Below are 23,818 nucleotides of genomic sequence, written 5' to 3'. Positions count from 1 at the left end.
ATCGAATCGCGAGCAGGCTTGAAGTAGTCGTTGAGCGTCCGAACCCCCGGTCAGGCGAGAGGTGCCAATGTGGCCGCCACCTGGTGGTGCCTCATTCGTGGATTGGCCTCTCAGTCCGGACCGCCGAGTGATTCGGCGGGTGTTGGGCAGGGCGCCATCGGCGCAAGCCGCCGCCTATGCCCCTAGAACTCGCCGCCGCCACACGAGTGACCCGCAGCGCAATGAACTCCCCGATGGAGTTGGTACTTGCCGGCGTGCGCAGCGCAGATGGCGTATCTGCTGTGGGGTGCCTCTCCAAGAATCCGGACAAGATCGGCTCATGGATTCCCAGCTGTAAGGCTTGTACCGCTTCAAATTCACAACGCAGGCATCAGATTTCAGGCCGTGGATTCAAGCTTGGTGAGTGCCCATCGCAAGCCGGGCGATCTCGGCCCGTGCCCGTGAGCACCTCCAGCAGGCACGGGCCGAACTCGGCGCGCATGGCGAAGACAAGTATGGGCTCGTCAAGGGCGGCCTTGAGCGGCTGCCCGAACGGTCGGGTGTGGCAGGCTGACTGCACCCGGGGAATCCTCTGCCCAACCGTTGATCTTTTTCATGGATACATCGAGCCGGGGCCGGGCCGGGATGACGGCGGCTCGGCCGCTAACGGCGGCGGGCGTGCCAGTTCAGGTCGGCGACGGAGCTCAGGTCGCCGCCGCCTGCGAGCTGCTGCACACCGCCAGGATCTTCGCCGACCTGCCCGAATCGGCCGACTGGGCCGCCGTCGCGACGGCCCGCATCCTGGAGCACCTGGAGCACGACGTACGGGCCGACGGCGGCCACCACGAGCGCTCGCCCGGCTACCACAGCATGTGCCTCGAAGGGCTCGCCCGGGCCGCGGCCGTCGAACCCGAGCTCGACGCGCACCCCCGCTACCAGGCCATGCGCCGCTGGCTGACGATCCTGTCGACGCCCGCCGGCTGGGTGCCGCACCTCCAGGACAGCGGCGTCGTCTGGCTCGACGGCGACCGGCCCGCCGAGGGCTCTCACAACCTGGCGGCCAGTGGCTACGCGACCTTCCGGCACGACCACTTCCACACGGTGATCAACTACGGTCCGTACGTCGGCCACGAGCTGGAGCCGCACAGCCACCACGCCGCGCTCGACTTCGTGTTGTCCGGCTGGGGCGTGCCGCTGGCCTGGGAAGGCGGCGGCCCGCCGTCCTACGACGACCCCGGGTACTACGACTGGTACCACCGAGTACGGCGAGATCCACTCGATCGGCCTGCGCCGCCGCGACGGCCGCTTCACGGTGGGCGTGTTCCCCTACCGCGACGAGCCGCCCACGATCCCTGACAGTTGGACGGTCCATGCTCATTGACGCTGACGCCATGCTCGGCCGCCACCCCCGCAGGGACACCGGCCCGGGCACGGTCACGCGGGCACTGGCGGGGATGGACCGCTTCGGCATCGCCGAGGCCGTGGTGAGCCACACACTGTCGTGGCTGCACGACCCCGGGACGGGCAACAGGGAACTGCTCGGCCTGGTCGCGAACGAGCCCAGGCTCCACCCGTGCTGGGTGATGCTGCCCGACACCTGCGGGGAGACGGGCACGCCCGCCCAGTTCGTCGCCGCCGCCCTCGACGGGGGCGTCCGCGCCGTCCGCGCCTATCCCGCCGACCACGGCTACGACCTGGTGGGCAAGGACGCGGCGCCGATGCTCGATGCGATCGCCGAGGCGGGGCTGCCGCTGCTGGTGGACGCGCCGCAGATCGGCTGGGCCGCCGCGGAGGCGATCGCGGCCGCGCACCCGAGCCTGCCGATCGTGGTCGGCTCGCTCGGCTACCGCCTGCTCAGGCAGGCGGCCGGCGTGCTGTCGCGCACCGGCAACGTCCACCTCGGGCTGGCCAACCTGTCCTCGCACCGCGGGCTCGAATGGCTCGCCGAGCGGTACGGCGCGTACCGCCTCGTCTTCGGCACCGGCGCCCCGCTGCGCGACCCTGCCGAGGCCGTGACCCGGCTGCTCTGGGCCGAACTCGACGACGAGGCCGTGGCCGCCATCGGCTCCGGCACCCTGCTGGGACTGCTGAAGGCGGAGGCCGCGTGAACCCGCTCGTGTCCGCGCTGCGGGAGCGGCGCCCTCAGACCGCGGTCCGGATCGTCGACGCGCACGCGCACGCCGGCCCGTACAGCCTGTTCTTCATCCCCGACGCGGGACCGGAGGCGATGGTCAGGGTCATGGACCGGTGCGGTGTGTCGCACGCCGTCCTCTCCAGTCACCTGGTGATCCAGCTCGACGCCGCCGCCGGCAACGCCGCCACCGCCGCGGCGGTGGACCTCGCGCCCGGCCGCTTCACCGGCTACCTGACCGTCAACCCCTGGCAGGACCCGGTGGGGGAGCTGGAGAAGTGGGGCGGCGACGAGCGCTTCGGCGGCATCAAGCTCCACCCCGACCTGCACGACTACCCGCTCACCGGCCCGCGCTACGCCCCCGTGTGGGAGTTCGCCCAGCGGACCGGCTGCCCCGTGCTCACCCACACCTACGACGGCTCGGCGTACAACGACCTGCCCATGGTGGACCAGGTGGCGGCGCAACACCCCGGCGCGGTGATCCTCGCCGGACATGCCGGGGCCACTCCGCTCGGCTTCGAGCACGCGATCGAGGTCGCGCTCCGGCGCCCCGGGGTGATACTGGAGATCTGCGGCTCCTTCAACACCGGCGCCGACATCTCCAGGATGGTGCGCGAGGTGGGTGCGGACCAGGTGGTGTACGGGTCCGACTTCCCGTTCATCGATCTCCGGATGTCGCTCGGCCGGGTAATCTTCAGTGACCTTGCCGAGCAGGATCGGGCGGCGGTGCTCGGCGGAACGATGACCCGTCTGCTTCGATGGCGTTCGGGAGTGGGGTGATCAGGAACATGGATCGGTTGCGTCCCGAGACACGGTCCAGGGTGGGGATCGGGGTGGTGGGCCCGCACGACCTCGTCGAGCAGATCGTGATGGTGGCCGCCGACCTGCCCGCCGCCGCCGACTGGCGGCTGGTGGGCGCCCCGCACGCCGGGGAGCACGAGACGTACGAGAAGTTCTCCCGGATCGCCGACAGCATCGACGTCGTCCTGTTCACCGGTCCGCTCCAGCACGACCTCGCCAGGCAGGCGGGGGAGCTGCCCGTGCCCGCCACGCACATCCCGATGAGCGGCGCCGCCCTCTACGCCAGCCTGCTGCGCGGGGCGCTCATCCACGGCATCGACCCGGCCAGGGTGAGCATCGACTCGCTGCCCGCCGCCGACGTGGACGAGGCCTATGGTGAGATCGGGGTCGGCACCGCGGGCGTCCACCTGTCGGAGTACGACGAGCCGGAGTCCGTCCGCGGCTTCATCGGCTTCCATGAGCAGCTCTACCGGCAGGGTGCCACCACCGCGGCGCTGACCACGATAAGGAGCGTCGCCAAGGCGCTGACCACCGCCGGGGTGCCCGCCCTGCGGATGATGCCGACCACGCACACCCTGCGCCTGGCCCTCAACACCGCCGCGCTGCTCGGCACCGGCAGCAGGCTGGAGGAGGCGCAGATCGCCATTGTCGTGGTCGAGCTCGCGACCTCCGCTCGGCCCGGCTACTCGGGGCCCGGCAACTACTGGCACCAGGAGCTCAAGCTCAAACTGCACCAGGCGCTGCTGGCCGACGCCCGGCTCATGGGGGCGACCGTGGCCCCCCGTGACGAGAACAGCTACGTCGTCACCGCCACCCTCGGCGCGCTCGGCCAGGCCACCGACGGGCTGCGGGCAGCGCCGTTCATGGACCGGATCCGCTCCGAGGCCGGCGTCGAGGTCGAGGTCGGCATCGGCCTGGGCGGCACCGCCAGGGACGCCGACGCCAACGCCATGGTGGCGGTCGAGAAGGCGCGCAACGCGGGCGGGGCGGCCGCCTACCTGGTGGGCGTCGACGGCGCCGTGCTGTCCCTGCCGGTACGCCGGCGCAGGCGTGCCGAGGCCGAGCCCGCCGTCACCACCAAGGCGGCCCAACTGCTCGAACGGCTGATCCAAGGGCTCGACGACGGGCCGGACGCGATGGTGGTGGACGCCGAGATCGTCGCCGACGTGCTGTCCATCGCGCCACGCAGCGCCCGCCGGGTGCTGCAGAGCCTCGCGGAGGAGGGGCTGGCCTGGCCGGTGCCCCCCGTCAAGGGCGCCCAGGCGGGGCGGCCGCGCCAGCCGTACCGGCTGGTGCGTGCCTGACCTCCCGGGCGGCATCCGTCACGCGTCTCCCAGCCGTACCCGGTCGCCGTACCCGGCGAGCAGTTGCTCGTTGTGCGCGTCGCCGCCGGGGGTGTTGGCGGACCTGTAGACGGGCGGTTCCTGCCCGGCGGCCAGGAACCTGCCGGCCACTTCGGCCACCAGGAGCTGGGCGATCAGGATGCCGGTCACGTTCGACACCGGGCAGACGGCGCCGCCACCGGGCAACGGCACGGCCGCGTCCCCGTACGGCGCCCCGTTGTCGATGACCACGTCGGCCAGCCCGTCCAGCCGCACCCGCCCACCGCCGGAGCCGCTGCCGGCGGCTCGCTCGCGGGCGGCGGCCTCGGCCGCGTGGGCCCGCGAGGTGATCGCGATCACCGGATGCCCGCGCTCGCCCGCCAGACGGGTCATTTCGACGATCGCCGCGTTGCCGCCGGAGTTCGAGATGATCACGAAGACGTCGGCGGGCTCGATGTGGGCCAGTTCCCAGATGCGCAGTGCCAGGCCCGGTTGCCGCTCGATCTTCGGGTCGAGGATGCCCTGGAGCGAGGCGTCGCCGTAGTAGGCGAGGTCGCGAATGCCCAGCTGGTTCGCCGGGACCAGCCCACCGGCCCGCCCGACCAGCTCCAGCGCGACCGCTCTGGAGTGCCCCGTGCCGTACGCCTGCACCACCCCACCGGCCCGCAACCCGTCGTAGATCAGCTGCCCGGCCCGTTCGATCGCCGCCCCCTCCGCGCCGAGCACTCGCTCCACGGCAGCCCTGGCGACGTTCGCGTACGTGCTCTGGTCGATCACATGTCCTCCAGCAGTTGTCGCGCGGCGCCGGCCAGCATCTCGGCGCTGCCCGGGGCCACCTGGCTCACCAGCACTTCGTACTCGGCCCGTCCGTACGCCTCGGCGGTCGGCAGGTAGCCGGGATACCCGTTGACGTAGCCCAGCACCATGACCGGTCCCTCCGAGGTGATGCTCTCGGCCACGGCAAGGAACGGCTCACCGGGCAGGCCCGCCACGGACAACTGCCCGATGCGGGCGGTGTGCACGTGCACGCCGATCGGGTTCGCGCGGGCGGAGCGCGCCCGGACGCCCTCCAGCCTGCTGCGGGCCATCCGGACGGCGACCGGATCGCCGCTCTCCTCGGCCGCACGCAGGCCGCGGACCAGCTCCGCCGGATCCGCGGCCACGGCCCCCTCACCGGGTCCTGCCGGATCGAGCACCAGCCGCCGCGCCGCCCACGCGACCCGGGAGCCCGCCGCCCACGCACGGTCGGGAGGCTCCCGCAGCAGCTCCAGGCAGCGGTCGGCGACCATCCCGGCGAGGCGGTCCAACTCGGCCGCGTCCTGACCGCGCCGGGTGTGGCGAGTGCTGATGTCCCCCGCGGCACCGGTGGCGACCACCGCCCACACGCCTGGGCCGAGCCTCGCCCGCAGCGCCCGCCGCACCGCCCCGACCAGGTCGGCACTGACCAGCCGGCTGGTGGCCGGCAACACCGTGGGATGAACGGGCAGCACCACCAGCACCCCCGCGACCCGCTCGCCCTTCTCCGATCTCTCGTGAACAGCGATCACGGTGAGCGGGACCACCGCCGGGGCGGACGGTTGGCTGCGGTCGGCGCCGACGCCGTGGAGCTCGCCACGGCGCGCCTCACCGTCGCACGGGCACTCGTTGTCGATCGCCCGTCGTACGGCCACTCCCACCACCTCACTGAGCCGGTCGAGCCACGCGCCGGGCGTGGGCCCTCCGCCGGGCACGCAGCCGGTTTCCGGCCCCGAGTGCGTGTGGGTGGCCGCCAGCCACAGCTCGCAGCCGAGCGACCGGGCCTCCGATCTGACCCGGTGGGCCAGGTCCTCGTTCACGCAGATGATGTCGGCGGTCGCGAGCGCGAAGCGGCGTTCGCCGTCGAACCAGGTGATGGCCTCCACCGACAGCGGGTCCAGCAAGCCCGCCGACGGGCCGGGACGGTCGAGGTAGCCGCCCATCGGCGTGCCGTCGGGAACGGGCAGGTCGGCGCTGCCGTGGCCCACTCTCATCGCTTTACCGTCCTGATCATCGCTTCGTAGGGTCCCGGTTCCGCGGCGGCGGCCAGCCGGGCGGCGCCCGCAAGGCTGTCGCCGTCCGGCGGACGCAGGCGGGCCTGGGGGAGGAGGCGGGTCAGCTCCGCCTCGAACGTGGCCCGCAGCGCCGGGTCGCGTAACAGCCTGCCGGTCCACGCCACGGGCACCTCCGCGTCGCCGGGCAGGGCGCGAGCGGCCGCGGCAACCGTGGCCGCCAACTCCCGTGCGGCCTCCCCGACAATGGCGCGGGCCGTGTCGTCCCCGGCCGAGTCGTCGCCGGTCCGGCCGCCGTGAGCCATTTCGAGAACGTGGAGGGCGAATCGCGCTACCTGCGCCACGCCGTCCGGGGAAAGGTAGAGCTTGGCGGGCAGTTCGGACAGGTCGCCGAAGACGTCGTGGGCGCGCCGGGTGAGCGGGCCGTTCGGGGCCCGGCCGTCGAAGCCCCGGGCGGCCGCCTCCAGCCCGCGCCGCCCGATCCAGTAGCCGCCGCCCGCGTCGCCGTACAGGAATCCCCATCCGTCCACCTGGCGGACGACGGCAGGCCGGGAACCGATGCCGGCGCTCACGCCCAGGGCGATCGCGCCCGTGCCCGCGGCCAGCACGACGCCCGGCCCGCCCGAGAACGCGCCCACGTGCGAGGTGACCACGTCCGTGGTGATCAGCACCCGCCGGGCCGTCCCGAGCAGCCGCGCGGCCAACTGCTCCGGGTCGTCGAGGATGGTGGTCAGGCCGAGGCAGACGGTGTCGAGCTCACCCCAGCCGTCGCCGATCCGTGACAGCACCGCCGCCACCGGCGAGCCCTCGGCGTAGGACAGGCCGGGCCTCTCGTGCACCTCCCGGATTCGGCCGCCGCTCGCCAGGCCGAGGCGCAGCCCCGTCTGGCCGCCGTCGATCGCCAGGTCCATGCGCCCTCCATCACGAGCCGGGCCGGAGGCCGGCCCTGCGGTATTCGGTCGGGGAACAGCCGACGTGCCGCCGGAACGCACCGCGCAGCGCTTTCGCGCTCAGGTAGCCGGTGTGGGTGGCGATGACGTCGATGGGCAGCGGTGAGGTGGTCAGCAGCCGGCGCGCGTGCTGCAGCCGCAGGCCGGTGAGGTGGCGCAGGAAGGTGGTGCGGCGCTCCTCGGCGAACAGGTGCGAGATGTAGAACGGGCTCGCGCTCACCGCCTCCGCCACCGTCGCCAGGCGCAGCCCCGGATCGGTGTAGTGCTCGGCGAGGTACGCCTCGGCCAGCGCGAGCACGTCCCGGCGCGGAGGCGGCGGCATGAGCCGGCCGAGCGTCTCGCGCAACCAGATGTGCAGGTAGGAGCGCTCGTGGATGCCGCCGACCGAGACGATGTCCTCGATCGGCAGCCGGGCGCACGCCTCCACCCAGTCGGTCGAGCCATCGGTCAGCCTGGCCCGGTTGGCCACATCCACCACGAACAGCAGTTGCCCGATGAGCCAGTTGCGCAGCGTCCGGGGGTCCACGTCCCGCTCGCGGGCGCACCGGTCCACCCATCCCGCGAGCAGGCCCGCCGCACCGTTGTGGTCGCCGGCGCGTACCCGCCTGGAGAGCTCCTGCTCGATGCGGACGGGAGGCGCGAGCGGCGCCCGCGCCGGCGACGGCGGGGCGATCACCCGGTCGCCACCGAGCACGAGTTTGTAGTCGTTGGCCAGCCTGGCGTCGTGCTCGGCCGTCCCACCGCCCGCCAGGCTCGGCGGGCCGAGGCTGACGGTGGCGGTCCACGCCGTCTCGCGCACCAGGCACGCGCGCACCTCCTCCGCCAGCGCCACCGCGTCGCTCATGAGGGCATCGGGGTCGGCTCCGGTCAGCAGGACGAGCCACTCCTCGGGCGGCTGCGGCCGGCAGGTGGCCCCGGGACGGCTGCGGGTGGCCGCCCGCACCACCTGGTCGGCGTGCTGGATCTGGCGGCGCGCCCACGGCCTTCCCCGAGCCTGCTCGGAGGCCACGTAGTCGTCGATGTCCACCAGGGCAGCCACAGCGTAGTCCATGCCTCTACTTTAGGCTGACCGAAATTTGACCGTATTTACCAGCGTGCCGACTCCCGCCACCGTCGCCCGCATGGTGTCGCCGTCCTTGAGCGGGGCGATTCCGGCCACGGTTCCGGTCGCGATCAGGTCGCCGGGCATCAGGGTCATCCCGTCGGACAGGTCCTCGATCAGCCGGGGGAGGTCGAAGACCATCTGCTTGGTGTTCGCCTGCTGCCTGACCTCGCCGTCGACCTCCAGGACCAGCTCCAGCGCCTGCGGATCCGGCACCTCGTCCACCGTCGCGAGGAACGGGCCGACCGGTGCGAAGGTGTCGAACCCCTTCGACTGGTCCCAGGGAGCGTTCCTGGCGATGTTGGCGAGCTGCAGGTCGCGGGCCGTCATGTCGTTGATCACGGTGTAGCCGGCCACGGCCTCCTGCCACCGGTCCGCGGGCAGGTCCCTGGTGACCTGACCGATGACGACCGCCAGCTCCACCTCGTGCTCCAGATGGCGGGTACGGGCGGGCGCCACGACCGGCCGGTTGTGACCGGTGAGCGCGGACGGCGGCTTGAAGAACAGCACCGGCTCGGAGGGCACCTCCATGCCGCTCTCCTCCGCGTGCGCGCGGTAGTTCAGGGCCAGACAGCAGATCTTCGTGCAGGTCGCCACCGGCGGCTCGAAGAGCACCGCGCTCTGGTCCAGCAGAGGCCCTGACGAACGCTCGTCCACCAACTCGGTGAGCCGGTCGAGTCCGTACGCGCGCAGGGCGGCCACCGGGTCGTCACCCAGGTCGGCCAGGCTGAGCAGGCCACCGTCCGAGTGCAGGGCCACCAGCTCGACCGGGCCGGAGGAGGTCCGCCGAATACGTCCAAGGAACATGACCGCAACCCCATCAAGGGCCCGCGACCACCACAAGCACCGAAAATTGCGCTGACAACCTGCTTCTTGCCCTCTTTCTTGTGGCCCGGCGACGTCTCACCGTTTGATGGTCGGCATGACCCGGACACTGGACGTCAGTCGCGGCCTGTACATCACCGCCCAGCGCCACATCGCCGGCGGCGTTTCCAGCGACGCCCGCCGCATGGCCGGCGTCCCGCTCTACGTGGACCGGGCGGCGGGCGCGCGGCTCTGGGACGTCGACGGCAACACCTACCTCGACTACGTGCTCGGCCAGGGGCCGGCGCTGCTCGGCCACTGCCCGCCCGCGGTGGTCGAGGCCGTCACCGCGCAGGTGTCCCGGGGCATCGTCTACTCCGCCCAGCACGCGGCGGAGGCCCGCGTGGCCGAACGGCTCTGCGCCATGGTGCCCTGGGCCGAGCACGTCAGGTTCAACACCGTGGGCTCGGAGGCCGTGCACGCCGCCTGGCGGCTGGCGCGCGGCTTCACCGGGCGGCCCAAGATCCTCAAGTTCGAGGGGCATTACCACGGCTGGCTGGACCCGTTTCCCACCGCGTGCATCCGCCGCTGGAGGCCGCGGGCCCCGCCGAGCGCCCGGCCGCCGTTCCCGGTACGGCGGGTCAGCCGGAGGCCGCCGACCTGGTGATCTGTCCTTGGAACGACCTCGAAGCCCTGTCCCGGCTGATGGATGAGCACGCGGGGCAGATCGCCGCCGTGGTCACCGAGCCGGTGTTGTGCAACACCGGCGCCATCGAGCCGGACCCCGGCTACCTCCAGGCCGTGCGCGAGCTCTGCGACCGTCACGGCAGCCTGCTCGTCTTCGACGAGATCATCACCGGGTTCCGGCTCGCTCCCGGCGGCGCCCAGGAGTACCTCGGCGTCTCCCCGGACCTGTCCGTGTTCGGCAAGGCGATGGCGGGCGGGATGCAGGTCTCGGCGCTCGCCGGACGCGCCTTCGTCATGGATGCCATCTCCTCCGGCAAGGTCGCGCACGCGGGCACGTTCAACTCCCAGCCCATCGGCATCGCCGCCGCCGAGGCGACCCTGTGCATCCTCGACGAGCAGCGCGACGAGGTGTACGGCACCCTGTACGCGCGCGGCCGGGAGCTGATGCGCGGCCTGTCGGAGGCGGCGGCCAAGGCGGGGGTCCCGATGCTGGTCGACGGGCCGGGACCGGTCATCCAGACCTACTTCACCGAGGCGCCCGCCGTGCGCGACTACCGCGACTTCGCGGCGACGGATCGGGCCATGATGGGCCGCCTGCACGCCGCACTGCTCGATCGCGGGGTCAACATGGTGCCGCGCGGCCTGTGGTTCCTGTCCACCGCGCACACCGAGGAGGACGTCGCCGCCACCGTCGAGGCGTTCTCGGCGGCGCTGAACTCGCTCTGACCGTCACGACGTACCAGCCGAGTCAGCTGTTCGCGCACTGGCGTTCGGGATCACCGCCATGCCCGCCGTCTGGCGACCAGGGTGGCAGTTTGCGTACGGATCTGTGGGAGCCGGGAGGTGAGATCCCTCCCGGCTGCCCGACTCTTGTCGGGCCGGGTGTCGCGCTATGGAGAGTCGGGGCGAGCGGCTGGGCTACTCGGGCGCGGCCCTGGTGTCGAATCGCCTTCTTCGATGCGGGTTGGGCCAGCCTGCAGTCCGATCTGCAGAACTAGGCTGGTGGGCGTGCGCGATGTGCCGGCCCGCGTGCTCCAGATCACCGGCGTGTGGCTCGCATCGCACATCCACACCACCATGGAAGCGGCCATGGCCAGTCTCCTGAGTGATCAGCTCTGCGCGCAGGAACCCGCCCGAAGATCTTCATCGGGAAGAAGATCGCCGAGGCCGGAGACGTGCGCCGTCACACTCGATCAGCTCCGCATCACCCCAGCGTGGCACCGATCGCGGTCATGATGGGGATGGACAGGCCCGTGGTCAGCAGGACCGCGCCGCGCGCCAGGCGTCTGCCGGTGTCGTAGGTGACGGCGTACACGTAGATGTTCTGGGCGGTGGGCAGTGCCGCGAACAGGGTGGCGGCCAGCAGGTGCGTGCCGTCCAGGCCCAGGAGGAAGCGGGCGGTGACGTACGCGACCGCGGGCTGGACGAACGCCTTGAGCGTGGCCGCCAGGAAGATGTCCTTGCCGACGCCGTTCTCCTCGGGAGCGGTCGTCGTGCGGCGCGAGCCGTACAGGCTCAGGCCGTAGGCCAGCAGCGCGACGGGTACGGCCGCGCCGCCGAGCAGGTCGATCGGCCGCATGACCGTGACCGGCAGCGAGATCCCGCTCAGCGCGAACGCGAGCCCGAGCAGCGAGGCCACCGTGAGCGGGTTGCGCAGCGGGAGCAGCAGCGCCGCCCGTGGCGAGCGGGAGCCCTTGTCGAGGATCAGGAACGAGAGCGGGGTGAGCACCAGCAACTGGAAGAGCAGCACGGGGGCGACGAGCGCGGCGTCCCCGAGCACGTAGAGCGAGATGGGCACGCCGAGGTTGCCGGCGTTGACGTAGGAGGAGGCGAGCGCGCCGATCGTGGCCTCCCCCGTGGTGCGCCGCCACGCCAGCTTCGCCACCAGGACGAACACGAGCTGCGTGAACGCCACCGCGATGACCTCGGTGAGCAGCACCGGCGACAGCAGCGCGCCGAGGTCGGCCTTGGACACGGTGGCGAACATCAGCGCCGGCGTCGCCACGAAGAACGCCAGCCGGGACAGCACCAGCTCGTCGCTGGCCCGCAGCAGCCCGATGACACCGATGACGTAGCCGAGCACGGCGACCGACACCAGAGCGGCGAACGCCGCGACAACCCCCGACACCCAATACCTCCCAAACTGGACGTTCAGGAGCGTATCGGAGACCTCTCGTGTGGCCTGGTAGAGCACCTGTGCCGGGGCTCACCAGTGGCGCGGGCGGTGTGCGTGCTCGACGGGGTCGGGGGACGGGTGCGCGGCGGGGCGGAGGGCCGGTCCGGGGTCAAGGAGTGCGGAGGGTCGCGTACAGAGAATCCCCAGAAACGGTACGGCCCGGATAGTGCTCACGGGAGGGGGTAAAGCCCGTCGTACGACCCTGACCTGGGAAACAAGCTGCCGGGCCGGGCGTCGCAGGCATCACGGGGCAAATGGGGGATCTCCGGTGACCATCGACGAACCGCGCACTGACGAGCCGTTGACGTCCGCCCTGACGCCGGTCGCGGTCACGTCCAAGGGACGACTGCTGGCGAGCTGGCTGGCGACCACGGACCACAAGGTCATCGGCTACATGTACCTGATCGCCTCCTTCATGTTCTTCGCGTTCGCGGGCGTGATGGCCCTGCTCATCCGGGCCGAGCTGATCCACCCGAACCTGCAGCTGATGACCAACGAGCAGTACAACCAGCTGTTCACCATGCACGGCACGATCATGATGCTGCTCTTCGCCACCCCGCTGTTCGCCGGGTTCGCCAACGTCGTCATGCCCCTGCAGATCGGCGCCCCCGACGTGGCCTTCCCCCGGCTGAACGCGGTCAGCTTCTGGCTGTTCCTGTTCGGCGGGCTGATCGCGGTCAGCGGTTTCATGACTCCCTCGGGAGCGGCCAGCTTCGGCTGGTTCGCCTACACGCCGCTGTCGGACGCGATCTATTCACCCGGCGCCGGCGGGGACCTGTGGGTCATGGGGCTGAGCCTGGCCGGCCTGGGTACGATCCTCGGCGCGGTCAACTTCATCACCACGATCATCTGCATGCGGGCTCCGGGCATGACCATGTTCCGGATGTCGATCTTCACCTGGAACGTGCTGCTGACCAGCATGCTCGTGCTGATGGCGTTCCCCGTGCTGGCCGCCGCCCTGCTCGCGCTGGAGGCCGACCGCAAGCTCGGCACGCACGTCTACGACCCCACCAACGGCGGCGCGATGTTGTGGCAGCACCTGTTCTGGTTCTTCGGCCACCCCGAGGTGTACATCATCGCCCTGCCGTTCTTCGGGATCATCACCGAGGTGCTGCCCGTCTTCAGCCGCAAGCCCGTCTTCGGCTACATCGGCCTGGTCGGCGCGACCATCGCCATCGCCGGCCTGTCGATGACCGTCTGGGCGCACCACATGTTCCCGACCGGGCAGGTGCTGCTGCCGTTCTTCTCCTTCTTCACCTTCCTCATCGCCGTCCCGACCGGGGTGAAGTTCTTCAACTGGACCGGCACGATGTGGCGCGGGCACCTGACGTTCGAGTCGCCGATGTTGTTCGCGGTCGGGTTCCTCATCACGTTCCTGCTGGGCGGCCTGACCGGGGTGATCCTCGGCTCGCCGCCGCTGGACTTCCACATCACCGACACCTACTTCGTCGTGGCCCACTTCCACTACGTGGTCTTCGGCACCGTCGTGTTCGCCATGTTCGCCGGGTTCTACTTCTGGTGGCCGAAGATGACCGGCCGGATGTTGCACGACGGGATGGGCAAGCTGCACTTCTGGTTGCTGTTCATCGGCTTCCACACCACGTTCCTCGTCCAGCACTGGCTGGGCGTGGCCGGCATGCCGCGCCGCTACGCCGACTACAGCGCCGCCGACGGCTTCACCGACCTGCACATGATCTCCTCGATCGGCGCGTTCATCTTGGGCGCCTCGACGCTGCCGTTCCTCTACAACGTCTGGTACACCGCGCGGCACGGGAAGAAGGTCGTCGTCGACGACCCCTGGGGCTTCGGCAACTCACTGGAATGGGCCACCTCCTGCCCGCCGCCCCGGCACAACTTCAGCTCCATCCCGCGCATCCGCTCCGAACGACCGGCCTTCGACCTGCACCATCCGCACTTCGGCCGCGCGGCCGAAGTGGAGTGAGCGCCATGGACAGCCTGTCGCCGCAAGAGCGGCTGATCCTGGCGGAGATCGAGCTTGAGCTGCTGCACGGCGGAGCCCGGCTGGCCGGCCGGTTCGAGGAGTTCAACGCCCGGGCCTGCCGGGAGGGCCCGCAGCGCTTCGCCCCGCACGTCAGCCGGTGGGAGGTGGTCGCGATCCTGGCCATTGTGCTGGCCGTGACCGCCGTCCTGACCCTGGTGATCCTCTCCTGCGGGACTGGTCCGGCGGCCGGGTCGCTAGGCTGATCATCGCCCGGGCCGGGCCGGACGGGCGCGGCGGGCCGGATCGGAGGACCGGTGTCGCAGGAAACTTCCAGGTCGCGTCAGGCGCGGCTGACCTCGTACGCGGCCGTCTCCACGTCGCTGGCCCTGCTCGGCGACGACGAGCTGGCCCGGCTGCTGGACGAGGCGGCCGTCCCGCTCGGCACCGGCATCGGCGGGACGTCGGCGCGGCTGGAGGTCGAGGGAACGCCGGTCTTCGTCAAGCGGGTGACCCTCACCGACCTGGAACGGCAGCCCGGCAACGTGCGCTCCACGGCCAACCTGTTCGGAATGCCGCCCTTCTGCCAGTACGGCATCGGCTTGATCGGCTCGCCGGGCTTCGGCGCCTGGCGGGAGCTCGCGGCGCACACGATGACCACCGACTGGGTGCTGGCGGACCAGTTCGCGGGATTCCCGCTGATGTACCACTGGCGCGTGCTCCCGCACCCGGCGCCCGCCCTGGTCGAGCAGCTGGCCGACGTGGACCGGGCGGTCGCCTACTGGGGAGGCGGGGCGGAGGTGCGCCGCCGCATCGAGGCGCTCCGCACGTCGTCGGCGAGCCTCACGCTGTTCCTGGAGCACCTCCCGCAGAACCTGCACCAGTGGCTGAACACCCAGGTGGAGGCGGGCGACGAGGCCGCCGTCCGGGCCTGCGCCGTCGCGGACCGGCGCCTGCGCGAAGGGGTGTCCTTCATGAACTCCCGCGGGCTCATGCACTTCGACACGCACTTCGGGAACATCATGACCGACGGGCGGCGCCTCTACTTCACCGACTTCGGGCTGGCCACCTCCTCCCGGTTCGCCCTGTCGCCGGAGGAGCGCGACTTCCTGCGCCTGCACCGCACCTACGACGAGACCTACACGATGTCCTATCTGGTGCACTGGCTGGTCGCCGCGCTCTACCGGCCCGACCGGGACAAGCGGCGCGCGCTGGTGCGGGCCTGGGCCGGGGGCGAGCGGCCCACCGGGGTTCCCGGGGAGATCGCCGAGCTGCTCTCCCGCTACAGCCCGCTCACCGGCGTGATGTGGGACTTCTACGGGAAGTTGATGGACGAGAGCAGGAAGACGCCGTACCCGGTGGAGGAGGTCCGCCGGGTCGCCGAGCAGCCGGCCACCGGCTGACCGGTCCCCGAGCTGACCGGTCAGCTCGGGGGACCGGGCAGGAGGCGGCAGCGGCCGGCGCGGCAGTCGGCCAGGCCCTCGACGGCGGCGCGGTGGCGCGGCGGGCGCGGGCCAGCTCGGCCATCTTGGCGTCCATCCGGATCCGCTCCACCACCGAGGGGCCGAAGACGCGGTAGCCCGACGGCCTGCGCCGGGCGGGGGCAGCACGCCGCGGCGCTCGTAGAAGCGTGCGGTGTCCACGCTGACCCTTGCTGTGCGTTCTTCGCCTTCGACATCACCGTCGAGGGCGGTGAGGTCGCTGTGGGACTGCGCGGTGAGCGACGACGAGGTCGCCCGGGCGCTGCTGGAGGAGCTCCACCAGCTGCCCGACACCATCGGCGGCGATCCGGCCGGGGTGCTCGACCGCCTGACCGGCCGGGCTGCTTGACCGCCTGACCGGCCGGGACCTGCGCATCACCGGAGCCACGGGCGCCTAAGGTGATCGGCATGGCCGTGCTGCGCTCCATCGCCCTGTTCGTCCTGGCCGCCGTCGCCGAGATCGGCGGCGCGTGGCTGGTCTGGCAGGGCTGTCGGGAGCAGCGCGGCCTGCTGTGGATCGGCGCGGGAGTGCTGGCGCTGGGCGCGTACGGGTTCGTCGCCACCTTCCAGCCGGACCCGAACTTCGGCCGCATCCTGGCCGCCTACGGCGGCGTCTTCGTCGCCGGCTCGCTGGCCTGGGGCATGGTGATGGACGGGTTCCGCCCCGATCGGTGGGACGTGATCGGGGCGTTGATCTGCCTGGTGGGCGTCGCGGTGATCATGTACGCTCCGCGCGGCTGACCTCGCGGGCCGCGAAGGGGTGCGTCCGCGCCGTCAGGGGGAGGGGCGCGCAGGCGCCACCGTGCCGTCGAGCGTGTGGGTGCACGGCAGCAGGATCTGGCGCTCGTAGTCGCCGGCCGGGTCGGTGATCTGCGAGGTCAGGAGGTTCACCGCGCGGCGGCCCATGGCGTTGCGGGGGATGCGGAGGGTGGCGAGCGGGTCCAGCCCGGACTCGCCGCCGGGGTCGTCGACGAGCAGGACCAGCGACAGGTCGCCGGGGATCTCCAGGCCGCGCAGCCGGGCCATGGCGACCAGCACCCGGATCAGGCTGACCGCCTCGACGAGGACGGCGGTGGCGCCGTCGCGGACGGTCTGGTCCAGCCACTGGGCGGTCAGGTCGTCGGGACGGGCGAAAACGGGTTCGGGCACCGGCAGCCCGAAGCGCTCCAGGGCGGCGCGGAAGCCCTCCCACCGGTCGGTCTGCGGCTCGTCGCGCTTGGCCTCGCCGAGGTAGGCGAAGGTGCGGTGGCCCAGGCCGACGAGGTCGTCCACGATCCGGCCGGTGGCGGCGCGGTAGTCGCCGCCGACGTAGGAGATCTCCGTGCCGGGGACCTCGCGGTGGCCGATGTAGACGAACGGGTGCCGGTCGGCGGCCAGCCGTGTCAGGTCCTCGCGGTGCGTGTGGTGGCCGAGCAGCAGGCTGCCGTTGGCCTGGCGCAGCCCGTTCGTGGAGCCGCTGTAGATGCGGCGTACGCCGTCCTCGTTCGGGGCCGCGGTGAACAGGACGAGGTTGCAGCCCTCGATCCCGGCCTGCTCCTCGATGCCCTGCAGGAACTCGAAGTAGTAGTCCCGGGCGCTGGTCGGGAAGATCGGCTCGAACGTGTGCACGCCGAGCAGCAGCGGCGCCTGCCGGCCGCCGCCCGCCGCGCGTTGCTGGCCCGCGGATACGTATTTGAGCTGCCGGGCGGCCCTGAGCACCTTGCGCTGTGTCTCGGCCGAGATGCGGCCGAGGTCGCCCGAGCCGGTCAGCACCATCGAGACGGTCGACTGCGACACGCCCGCCTCCCGTGCGATGTCCGCCTGGCTGGGCCCTCCCCTTGATCGCGACATGTCCCGATTGTGCATTAGCAATAACCAGGTTGTCCACTGCTGATATTTGCAGTGCTATCAGCTATTGACATGCGCATTTGGCCGAGGCTTAACATGTGCGAAACCTGATGGCCTGGCGCAGAGAAAGCAAATAAATTAGCAATGACTGACATGAAGGTTGATCTGCTGGTGGTGGGTGGCGGGCTCGGGGGAGTGGCGGCCGCGCTGACGGCGGCCCGCCTGGGCCACCACGTGGTGCTGACCGAGGAGACGGACTGGCTGGGCGGTCAGCTGACCTCGCAGGCCGTGCCGTCCGACGAACATCCGTGGATAGAGACCCCGCACGTCTCCTCCGGCTACCGGGAGTTGCGCGACCGCATCCGTGACTATTACCGGCGCAACTATCCGCTGCTCCCCGAGGTGGCGGCGCAGCAGGTGCTCAACCCCGGTTTGGGCAACGTGAGCAAGCTGTGCGTCGAGCCGCGGGTGGCGCTGGCGGCCCTGGAGGAGATGCTCATGCCGTACGTCTCCGCGGGCCGCATCACCGTCCTGCTCGACACCGTCCCCGTACGGGCCGAGACCGACGGCGACCGGGTGACCTCCGTGACCGTGCGCAGCTCCCGCACCGGCGAGCTCACCACGGTCGTCGCGCCCCTGGTGGCCGACGCCACCGAGCTGGGCGACCTGCTGGAGCTCACCGGCACCGAGCACGTGATCGGCGCCGAGTCCCAGGAAGAGACCGGCGAGCCGTACGCCTCCCCGGTGGCCGACCCCACGGACCAGCAGGCGATCTCCTGGTGCTTCCCGCTGGAGTACCGGCCCGGCGAGGAGCACGTCATCGACAAGCCCGCCTCGTACGACCACTGGAAGACCCACGTCGACCCCTTCTGGCCGGGCCCGCAGCTCTCCTGGGAGAAGATCGACATCCACACCATGAAGGGCCGGGTCAACCGGATCTTCGAGGGCGACATGGACGCCGTGAGCCTGGCCGACCTGTGGCACTTCCGCCGCATCCGGGCCCGCACCCAGTTCGACCGCGCGGTCATCGACACCGACATCACGCTGGTGAACTGGCCGAACATCGACTACTGGGAGGCGCCGCTGCTCGGCCCCGGCGCCGACCGGGAGAAGGCGCTGCAGCGGTGCAAGGAGCTGTCGCTGTCGTACCTGCACTGGATGCAGACCGAGGCGCCGCGGCCGGACGGCGGCCAGGGCTACCCGGGCCTGCGGCTGCGACCCGACCTGACGGGCACGGCCGACGGGATGGCGAAGGCGGCCTACATCCGCGAGTCCCGCCGGATCCGGGCCCGGTTCACGGTGCTGGAGCAGCACATCGCGGTCGTGGACCGCCCCGAGGGCGCCGGGGCCGAGCGGTTCGCCGACTCGGTGGGCGTCGGCCACTACAACATCGACCTGCACCCGAGCACGGCCGGGATCAACTACGTCAACCTGGAGGTCTACCCGTTCCAGCTCCCGCTGGGCGCGCTGGTCCCGGTCCGGATGCGCAACCTGCTGCCGGCCAACAAGAACATCGGCACCACCCACATCACCAACGGCAGCTACCGGCTGCACCCGGTCGAGTGGAGCATCGGCGAGGCCGTCGGCGCGCTGTCGGCGCTCTGCCTGAGCCGCGGCACCGAGCCGCACGCCGTGGCCGACTCCACCGACCTGACCGAGGAGCTGCAGCGCCTGCTCACCGGCACCCTCGGCGTGCCGGTCGCCTGGCCGGAGGACATCGCCGTCATGCGCCCCTCGCAGGCCCGCAAGAACGCCACCCCCACCTACGTCCTGCCCGAGCGGCGCGCATGAGCCCGGCCACCGACGAGCCCGACGTCGTCATCTACGGTGCCACGCTCGCCGGCATCATGGCCGCGCTGCGGCTGCGCCTGCGCGGGCTCAGCAGCCTGATCCTGGAGCCGACCGGGCACGTGGGCGGCATCGTCGCCGGCGGCCTGGTCAAGAGCGACCCGCCGAACATCCTCGCGGCCCTGGCCGGGCTGACCCGCGACCGCTTCTTCGGCGGCATCGGCCGCGAGTACGGCTTCACCGAGCCGCAGTACCGCTTCGAGCCGAAAGTCGCCGAACGCGTCGCCCGGCGGTTGCTCGCCGAGGCGGGCGCCCAGGTCGTGACCGGCGCCCGCGTCCACGGCCCGGCGGACGTCGAGACGCGGGGCCGCCGGATCCTGGCCGTGCTGGGCCGGCGCGCCCGGTTCTTCATCGACGCCTCCTACGAGGGCGACCTGATGGCCGCCGCCGGGGTGCCGTACACCTACGGGCGCGAGCCGCGCTCCCGCTACGACGAGCCGTTCGCCGGCGTGCTCCCGCACCGGGCGCTGCGCCGCAGCGAGTTCTCGCCCAACAGCGGCTACCCGGTGGGCCCGCCCCCGGTCGAGCCGCCGGGCGAGGGCGACGCGAAGACGCAGGCGTACAACTTCCGCGGCGTGCTGTCCAAGGCGCCCGACCGGCTGCCCTTCACCGAACCGGACGGGTACGACCCGCGCCTGTACAGCCTGCTCGGCCAGCTCGTCCGGCGGCGCGGCCTCGCGGGCCTGTCGGACATCGTCACGCACACCGCCCTGCTGCCGCCCGGCGACAAGTACCAGACCAACCAGGCGTTGTTCATCGGCTTCGACCTGCCGGGCGCGTCGTGGGACTACCCGGACGGCACCTGGGCGCGGCGCGAGGAGGTCATCGCCGAGCACGTACGCTGGCACCAGGGCATGCTCTACTGGCTGAGCCACGACCCGTCGCTGCCGGAGTCGTTCCGCGCCGACACGCGCACGTTCGGGCTGCCGGCCGACGAGTTCACCGACAGCCCGTACGGCGCCGGCTTCCCGCACGCCCTCTACGTACGCGAGGGCCGCCGCATGATCGGCCAGTACGTCCTCACCCAGCATGACCTGCGCATCCCCGGCAACACGAAGGCGACCCCGGTGTGCTGCTGGAAGTACGGCATCGACTGCCACATCGTCCAGCTCTACCCGGAGGGTCAGGACACGATCGCGGGGGAGGGCCCGCCCAGCGGCACCGAGTACAACGAGCCGGCCGACCTCTACCAGATTCCCGCCGAGTGCCTGTTCCCCGCCCGTGGCGGCATCGAGAACGTGGCCGTCCCCGTCTGCTTCTCCGTCAGCCACGTCGCCTGCCTGTCGGCCCGCATGGAGCCCAACTACGGCATGCTCGGCGAGGCCGCGGGCGAGCTGGCCGCCCAGTCCCTGCGGACCGGGCAGGCCGTGCAGGACTACCGCTACCCCGACCTGGCCGCCGCCCTCGAGGAGCACGGAAGCGTGCTCTCCCTGCCCGAGCTGGAACTCCGGACATGATCCCCGACCCGCCCTTCCAGCCCGGCCCCCTCGACGCCGCCGCCGGGTGGCGACCGCACCGGATCGAGGTGCCGCTGCACGTGGGCGAGGCCCGCGACCGGTGGGCGCTGCGGCTGGAGTTCACGGCCGGGCACGGGCCCTGCCCCGACCTGGAGATCGAGATCGACGGCGAGCACCGCGGGCTCATCCACCCCGAGGTGCGGCGCGAGGACCGTGCCGAGGTGTACCGGCACGGCCCCATCGCGGGCGAGGTGCTGGCGGAGGTGCCGATCCCCGGCTCGATGCTGCCGCCGGGCGAGCACGTCCTGGCGATCACCACGACACTGGACCCCGAGGCCGCGACCGGCCCGGTCACGATCCCCGACGGGCAACCGCACCGGCACCGCGAGCAGTTCGGGCACCATTTCGGCAGCGGCATCACCTGGCGCTCGATCACGCTGGCTCCCGCGACCGGGCCGCCGCCCGCCCCCACGCTGCGGGTCACGCCGCTCTACCTGCACGACGGGCAGGAGCTGGTCGAGCTCACCGCGCCCCTGCCCGCCCGCCGGGCGGAGGTCCGGCTCGCCGGCCGCACGTACGTCTTCGACCTGCCCGGACGCGACCTCGGCCAGGCCCGCGTACGCTTCCCCGTCCCGGAAGCCCGCGGCCCGGCCGAGGTGTCGGTGGACGGCGGCGAACCCGTGACGTTCACCCTCACCCCGGCCCGCAGGTGGACGCTGCACCTCATCCCGCACGTGCACCTCGACGTCGGCTACACCGACAGCCAGGGCAAGGTGCTGGAACTGCACAGCCGCAACCTCGACCGGGCCCTGGCGGCGCTGGACCGCGACCCCGGCTTCGCCTTCTCCGTGGACGGCTCACTGGTCCTGGCCCAGTACCTGGCCACCCGCTCGGAGAAGAGCGCCGGTCGCGTGCTCCAGGCGCTGCGGGACGGCCGTATCGCGGTCAACGCCTTCCACAGCCTCTTCCTGTCGGGGGTGGCCTCGCTGGAGGAGATCTACCGGGCGGCCTACCTGGCGGCGCGGTTGCGTGACGAGCACGGCGTGCCCGTCACGTACGCCAACCTCACCGACGTGCCCTCCTACAGCGCCGCCGTGCCGTCCATCCTGGCCGCGCTCGGCATCGACGGCTTCGTCGGCATCGAGAACCACCACCGCGGCGGCAACGCCGACAGCGACCTGCAGCACCTGCTGAGCCCGGTCATGTGGGAAGGCGTCGACGGCTCGCGCGTGCTCACCCACTTCTCCGACACCTACTCCCAGCTGCGGTTCATGGTGGGCGACCCGCAGACGGTCGAAGGCGGCGCCCACGCGCTGTGCCGCCTGCTGGCCCGCTACGAACGGCCCGACTACCTGCCCCAAGACCTGGCCGTCATCGGCACCCACGCCGACAACGAGGACCTCGCCGACGGCGACGCCGGCTTCGCCGCCCGGTGGAACGCCGTGTACGCCCACCCCCGCATCGTCGTCTCCACGATGGCCGGCTACCTGGACGCGGTCCGGCCGCTGGCCGACCGGCTGCCGGTGTGGCGCGGCGACGGCGGCAGCTACTGGGAGGACGGCGTCGGCACCGGCGCCACGGTGGTGGCCGAGCACCGGCGGGCCCAGAGCGCGCTGCCCGCCACCGAAGGGCTGGCCGCCCTGGTGGCGCGGGCGGAGCCGGCCTACCGGCCCAACCGGCAGGCGCTCGACACCGCCTGGGAGGGCGCGCTGTTCGGCGCCGAGCACACCTGGACCTGGTCGCACGCCCTGGCCCACCCGCACGGCGAGCAGGTCGGCGACCAGCTCGACTGGAAGCGCCACCAGGTCCACACCGCCCTGCGCACCGCCGTGGACGAGGGCCGCCGGGCGCTGAGCCAGCTCGGCGAGCTGGTCACCACCCAGGGTCCGACGCTGCTCGTGCACAACCCGCTGAGCTGGGCCAGGGACGTGGAGGTCGAGTACGAGTCCACCGCGCCGCCGCCGCTGCCCGCCGAGGTCCTGTCCGACTGCGCCGGGCTGCGCCGCTACCGGACGACCGTCGCCGCGGTGCCCGCCTTCGGCTACCGCACGATCCCGCTCGCCGACCCTGCCGAGCTCGCACCGGGGGAGGAGGACGGCCGCGGCGCCTCCTCGGGCGATCACGACGAGGGCTGGCAGGAGGTGCCGCCCCGGCTGGTCACCGATCTGTGGGAGGCCGACCTCGACCCCGCGACCGGTGCCGTGCTCGGGCTCACCCACCGGCCCACCGGCCGGCGGTTGCTCGACGGGCCCCTCGGTCAGGTGCTGTACGTCCGCAACGGCCCGTCCACCCGCATCGCGGCCGGGCACAGCGGCGAGCCGCACCACCACCCGCCCGCGCCCCGCACCTCGCTGAACGGCCGCCGCCCGCACGCCGACCCCCCGGAACTGGACGTCTTCCCGGCGGCCATGCGGCCGGTCGGGCTGCGCCGCACGTACGACGGCTGGCGGCTGCGGGCGGTGGGCAGCGCGCCGAGCCTGCCGTACGTCGAGGTGGACGTCCTGCTCAGGGACGCCGACGACCGCGTGGACGTGCTGGTGCGCCTGGAGAAGGAGCGCGAGCCGGCCAAGGAGGCGGTGTACGTGACCTTTCCCTTCGCGGCCGAACGCCCCCGCTTCCACTACGACCGCCAGCAGGGCTGGATCGACCCCGCCGCCGACCACGCCCCCGGCGCCTGCCAGGAGTGGTTCACCACCCAGCACGGCGTCGTCGTCGCCTCGCCGGCCGGCGCCGTGGCGTGGACCTCGGCCGACGCCCCGCTGTTCACCGCCGGGGACATCGTGCGCGGCGCCTGGCCCGAGCGCTTCGCCCCCGCGAGCGGCACCATCCACTCGTGGGTCATGAACAACTACTGGCCCACCAACACCCCGCCCGAGCAGGACGGCACGCTGACCCTGCGCTACGCCTTCCGGCCCCTTCCCGCGTTCGATCCGGTGGCGGCCGGGCGGCTGGGCCGGGAGGTGCGGGCGGCGCCCATGGTGTCGGAGGTGAGCAGGCTCGACAAGTTCGACACCGGGCCGCGCCCGCTCGCCGCGCCCGCCGGCAGCCTGCTCGACCTCGGCCTGCCCGGCTGGGTCGCCGCGACCGTGGCCGAGCCGCGCGACCGTACGGGGCTGCTCGTCCGCCTCCAGGACCTGTCGGGTCACGGCGGCGAGGTGCGGTTGCGCCACCCCGGCCGGATCGTGTGCTGCCGGGCCGACGAGACGGAGCTCGGCGAGCCGCGCGAGCTCGGCGGCACCGTCCGGCTGGCTCCCTGGCAAGTGATCACCCTGAAGCTCCGATAGGCC

The 23,818-nt window shown here is 72.1% G+C and carries 22 protein-coding genes; 15 read left to right on the top strand and 7 right to left on the bottom strand.

Going from position 1 to position 23,818, the window contains the following annotated elements:
- Nucleotides 1-403 precede the first annotated feature (403 nt).
- From AB0J69_RS24980 to AB0J69_RS24960, 5 genes are all read left to right on the top strand, one after another.
- Nucleotides 404-553, top strand: a complete 150-nt coding sequence (locus AB0J69_RS24980; protein ID WP_364121595.1) for a hypothetical protein — start codon at nt 404-406, stop codon at nt 551-553.
- Between the two features lie 104 nt (nt 554-657).
- On the top strand, nt 658-1,335 hold the full coding sequence (locus AB0J69_RS24975; RefSeq protein WP_364121592.1) for a heparinase II/III family protein: 678 nt from the start codon (nt 658-660) through the stop codon (nt 1,333-1,335).
- A 14-nt stretch (nt 1,336-1,349) separates the two neighbouring features.
- Complete coding sequence (locus AB0J69_RS24970) at nt 1,350-2,087, top strand: amidohydrolase family protein (RefSeq protein WP_364121589.1); 738 nt, start codon at nt 1,350-1,352, stop codon at nt 2,085-2,087.
- On the top strand, nt 2,084-2,890 hold the full coding sequence (locus AB0J69_RS24965) for an amidohydrolase family protein (protein WP_364121586.1): 807 nt from the start codon (nt 2,084-2,086) through the stop codon (nt 2,888-2,890). Before AB0J69_RS24970 ends, AB0J69_RS24965 begins: the two co-directional genes overlap by 4 nt.
- 8 nt (nt 2,891-2,898) lie before the next feature.
- Nucleotides 2,899-4,215, top strand: coding sequence for a transcriptional regulator (locus AB0J69_RS24960; protein WP_364121583.1), 1,317 nt, complete (start codon nt 2,899-2,901; stop codon nt 4,213-4,215).
- An 18-nt stretch (nt 4,216-4,233) separates the two neighbouring features.
- Here the strand turns inward: AB0J69_RS24960 and AB0J69_RS24955 are convergent, their stop codons facing one another.
- Genes AB0J69_RS24955 through AB0J69_RS24935 form a run of 5 tightly spaced genes read right to left on the bottom strand, consistent with a single transcriptional unit; the run spans nt 4,234 to nt 9,119 of the window.
- Entirely contained in the window at nt 4,234-5,010 is a 777-nt protein-coding gene (locus AB0J69_RS24955) for an SIS domain-containing protein (RefSeq protein ID WP_364121580.1), read from the bottom strand.
- A complete protein-coding gene (locus AB0J69_RS24950; protein WP_364121577.1) occupies nt 5,007-6,242 on the bottom strand; it encodes a hypothetical protein in 1,236 nt (411 codons plus the stop codon). The genes AB0J69_RS24955 and AB0J69_RS24950 overlap by 4 nt, the downstream gene beginning before the upstream one ends.
- Nucleotides 6,239-7,171 carry a BadF/BadG/BcrA/BcrD ATPase family protein gene (locus AB0J69_RS24945; RefSeq protein WP_364121574.1) on the bottom strand — a complete coding sequence of 311 codons (933 nt, stop codon included), beginning with the start codon at nt 7,169-7,171 and terminating at the stop codon, nt 6,239-6,241. The genes AB0J69_RS24950 and AB0J69_RS24945 overlap by 4 nt, the downstream gene beginning before the upstream one ends.
- 10 nt (nt 7,172-7,181) lie before the next feature.
- On the bottom strand, nt 7,182-8,261 hold the full coding sequence (locus tag AB0J69_RS24940) for an AraC family transcriptional regulator (protein WP_364121571.1): 1,080 nt from the start codon (nt 8,259-8,261) through the stop codon (nt 7,182-7,184).
- Between the two features lie 9 nt (nt 8,262-8,270).
- Entirely contained in the window at nt 8,271-9,119 is an 849-nt protein-coding gene (locus AB0J69_RS24935; protein ID WP_364121568.1) for a fumarylacetoacetate hydrolase family protein, read from the bottom strand.
- A gap of 115 nt (nt 9,120-9,234) precedes the next feature.
- Here AB0J69_RS24935 and AB0J69_RS24930 point away from each other — a divergent pair, with 115 nt between their 5' ends.
- Both AB0J69_RS24930 and AB0J69_RS24925 read left to right on the top strand, forming a co-directional pair.
- Nucleotides 9,235-9,783, top strand: a complete 549-nt coding sequence (locus AB0J69_RS24930) for an aminotransferase class III-fold pyridoxal phosphate-dependent enzyme (RefSeq protein WP_364121565.1) — start codon at nt 9,235-9,237, stop codon at nt 9,781-9,783.
- Nucleotides 9,693-10,529 carry an aminotransferase class III-fold pyridoxal phosphate-dependent enzyme gene (locus tag AB0J69_RS24925; RefSeq protein WP_364121562.1) on the top strand — a complete coding sequence of 279 codons (837 nt, stop codon included), beginning with the start codon at nt 9,693-9,695 and terminating at the stop codon, nt 10,527-10,529. Before AB0J69_RS24930 ends, AB0J69_RS24925 begins: the two co-directional genes overlap by 91 nt.
- Before the next feature lie 478 nt (nt 10,530-11,007).
- Here AB0J69_RS24925 and AB0J69_RS24920 read toward each other — a convergent pair whose 3' ends face one another.
- Nucleotides 11,008-11,931, bottom strand: coding sequence for an AEC family transporter (locus tag AB0J69_RS24920; protein ID WP_364121560.1), 924 nt, complete (start codon nt 11,929-11,931; stop codon nt 11,008-11,010).
- 349 nt (nt 11,932-12,280) lie between these two features.
- Here AB0J69_RS24920 and ctaD point away from each other — a divergent pair, with 349 nt between their 5' ends.
- The 5 genes from ctaD to AB0J69_RS24895 all read left to right on the top strand — a co-directional run bounded on the left by ctaD (nt 12,281) and on the right by AB0J69_RS24895 (nt 16,140).
- The gene (gene ctaD, locus AB0J69_RS24915) at nt 12,281-13,921 is read left to right on the top strand and encodes a cytochrome c oxidase subunit I (RefSeq protein WP_364121718.1); all 1,641 of its coding nucleotides are present in this window, start codon (nt 12,281-12,283) and stop codon (nt 13,919-13,921) included.
- A gap of 5 nt (nt 13,922-13,926) precedes the next feature.
- On the top strand, nt 13,927-14,184 hold the full coding sequence (locus AB0J69_RS24910) for a hypothetical protein (RefSeq protein WP_364121557.1): 258 nt from the start codon (nt 13,927-13,929) through the stop codon (nt 14,182-14,184).
- 51 nt (nt 14,185-14,235) lie between these two features.
- On the top strand, nt 14,236-15,321 hold the full coding sequence (locus tag AB0J69_RS24905; RefSeq protein ID WP_364121554.1) for a protein kinase family protein: 1,086 nt from the start codon (nt 14,236-14,238) through the stop codon (nt 15,319-15,321).
- 289 nt (nt 15,322-15,610) lie between these two features.
- Entirely contained in the window at nt 15,611-15,748 is a 138-nt protein-coding gene (locus AB0J69_RS24900) for a hypothetical protein (RefSeq protein ID WP_364121551.1), read from the top strand.
- A gap of 59 nt (nt 15,749-15,807) precedes the next feature.
- Nucleotides 15,808-16,140, top strand: a complete 333-nt coding sequence (locus tag AB0J69_RS24895) for a YnfA family protein (protein ID WP_364121548.1) — start codon at nt 15,808-15,810, stop codon at nt 16,138-16,140.
- Nucleotides 16,141-16,173: 33 nt separating this feature from the next.
- Here AB0J69_RS24895 and AB0J69_RS24890 read toward each other — a convergent pair whose 3' ends face one another.
- The gene (locus AB0J69_RS24890; RefSeq protein WP_364121545.1) at nt 16,174-17,229 is read right to left on the bottom strand and encodes a LacI family DNA-binding transcriptional regulator; all 1,056 of its coding nucleotides are present in this window, start codon (nt 17,227-17,229) and stop codon (nt 16,174-16,176) included.
- Between the two features lie 150 nt (nt 17,230-17,379).
- Between AB0J69_RS24890 and AB0J69_RS24885 the strand changes: the two genes are divergently transcribed.
- Genes AB0J69_RS24885 through AB0J69_RS24875 form a run of 3 tightly spaced genes read left to right on the top strand, consistent with a single transcriptional unit; the run spans nt 17,380 to nt 23,815 of the window.
- A complete protein-coding gene (locus tag AB0J69_RS24885) occupies nt 17,380-19,017 on the top strand; it encodes an FAD-dependent oxidoreductase (RefSeq protein ID WP_364121543.1) in 1,638 nt (545 codons plus the stop codon).
- Nucleotides 19,014-20,531: an FAD-dependent oxidoreductase gene (locus AB0J69_RS24880; RefSeq protein WP_364121541.1), complete on the top strand. Its 1,518-nt coding sequence runs from the start codon at nt 19,014-19,016 to the stop codon at nt 20,529-20,531. Before AB0J69_RS24885 ends, AB0J69_RS24880 begins: the two co-directional genes overlap by 4 nt.
- Complete coding sequence (locus tag AB0J69_RS24875; protein WP_364121538.1) at nt 20,528-23,815, top strand: hypothetical protein; 3,288 nt, start codon at nt 20,528-20,530, stop codon at nt 23,813-23,815. The genes AB0J69_RS24880 and AB0J69_RS24875 overlap by 4 nt, the downstream gene beginning before the upstream one ends.
- The last annotated feature ends 3 nt before the right edge of the window (nt 23,816-23,818 follow it).

The organism is Nonomuraea sp. NPDC049709, from assembly GCF_040674815.1.
Taxonomy (GTDB): domain Bacteria; phylum Actinomycetota; class Actinomycetes; order Streptosporangiales; family Streptosporangiaceae; genus Nonomuraea.
The sequence above is the reverse complement of the archived record's forward strand: the minus strand, read 5'-3'. Positions and strand labels throughout refer to the sequence as shown.

Excerpts from the sequence above, each read along its gene's own strand:
- AB0J69_RS24940 (WP_364121571.1), bottom strand. The coding sequence starts at position 8,261 with ATGGACTACGCTGTGGCTGCCCTGGTGGACATCGACGACTACGTGGCC.
- AB0J69_RS24875 (WP_364121538.1), top strand. The coding sequence starts at position 20,528 with ATGATCCCCGACCCGCCCTTCCAGCCCGGCCCCCTCGACGCCGCCGCC.
- AB0J69_RS24970 (WP_364121589.1), top strand. The coding sequence starts at position 1,350 with ATGCTCATTGACGCTGACGCCATGCTCGGCCGCCACCCCCGCAGGGAC.
- AB0J69_RS24930 (WP_364121565.1), top strand. The coding sequence starts at position 9,235 with ATGACCCGGACACTGGACGTCAGTCGCGGCCTGTACATCACCGCCCAG.
- AB0J69_RS24935 (WP_364121568.1), bottom strand. The coding sequence starts at position 9,119 with ATGTTCCTTGGACGTATTCGGCGGACCTCCTCCGGCCCGGTCGAGCTG.
- AB0J69_RS24950 (WP_364121577.1), bottom strand. The coding sequence starts at position 6,242 with ATGAGAGTGGGCCACGGCAGCGCCGACCTGCCCGTTCCCGACGGCACG.
- AB0J69_RS24890 (WP_364121545.1), bottom strand. The coding sequence starts at position 17,229 with ATGTCGCGATCAAGGGGAGGGCCCAGCCAGGCGGACATCGCACGGGAG.
- AB0J69_RS24880 (WP_364121541.1), top strand. The coding sequence starts at position 19,014 with ATGAGCCCGGCCACCGACGAGCCCGACGTCGTCATCTACGGTGCCACG.
- AB0J69_RS24945 (WP_364121574.1), bottom strand. The coding sequence starts at position 7,171 with ATGGACCTGGCGATCGACGGCGGCCAGACGGGGCTGCGCCTCGGCCTG.
- AB0J69_RS24895 (WP_364121548.1), top strand. The coding sequence starts at position 15,808 with ATGGCCGTGCTGCGCTCCATCGCCCTGTTCGTCCTGGCCGCCGTCGCC.
- AB0J69_RS24910 (WP_364121557.1), top strand. The coding sequence starts at position 13,927 with ATGGACAGCCTGTCGCCGCAAGAGCGGCTGATCCTGGCGGAGATCGAG.
- AB0J69_RS24960 (WP_364121583.1), top strand. The coding sequence starts at position 2,899 with ATGGATCGGTTGCGTCCCGAGACACGGTCCAGGGTGGGGATCGGGGTG.
- AB0J69_RS24885 (WP_364121543.1), top strand. The coding sequence starts at position 17,380 with ATGAAGGTTGATCTGCTGGTGGTGGGTGGCGGGCTCGGGGGAGTGGCG.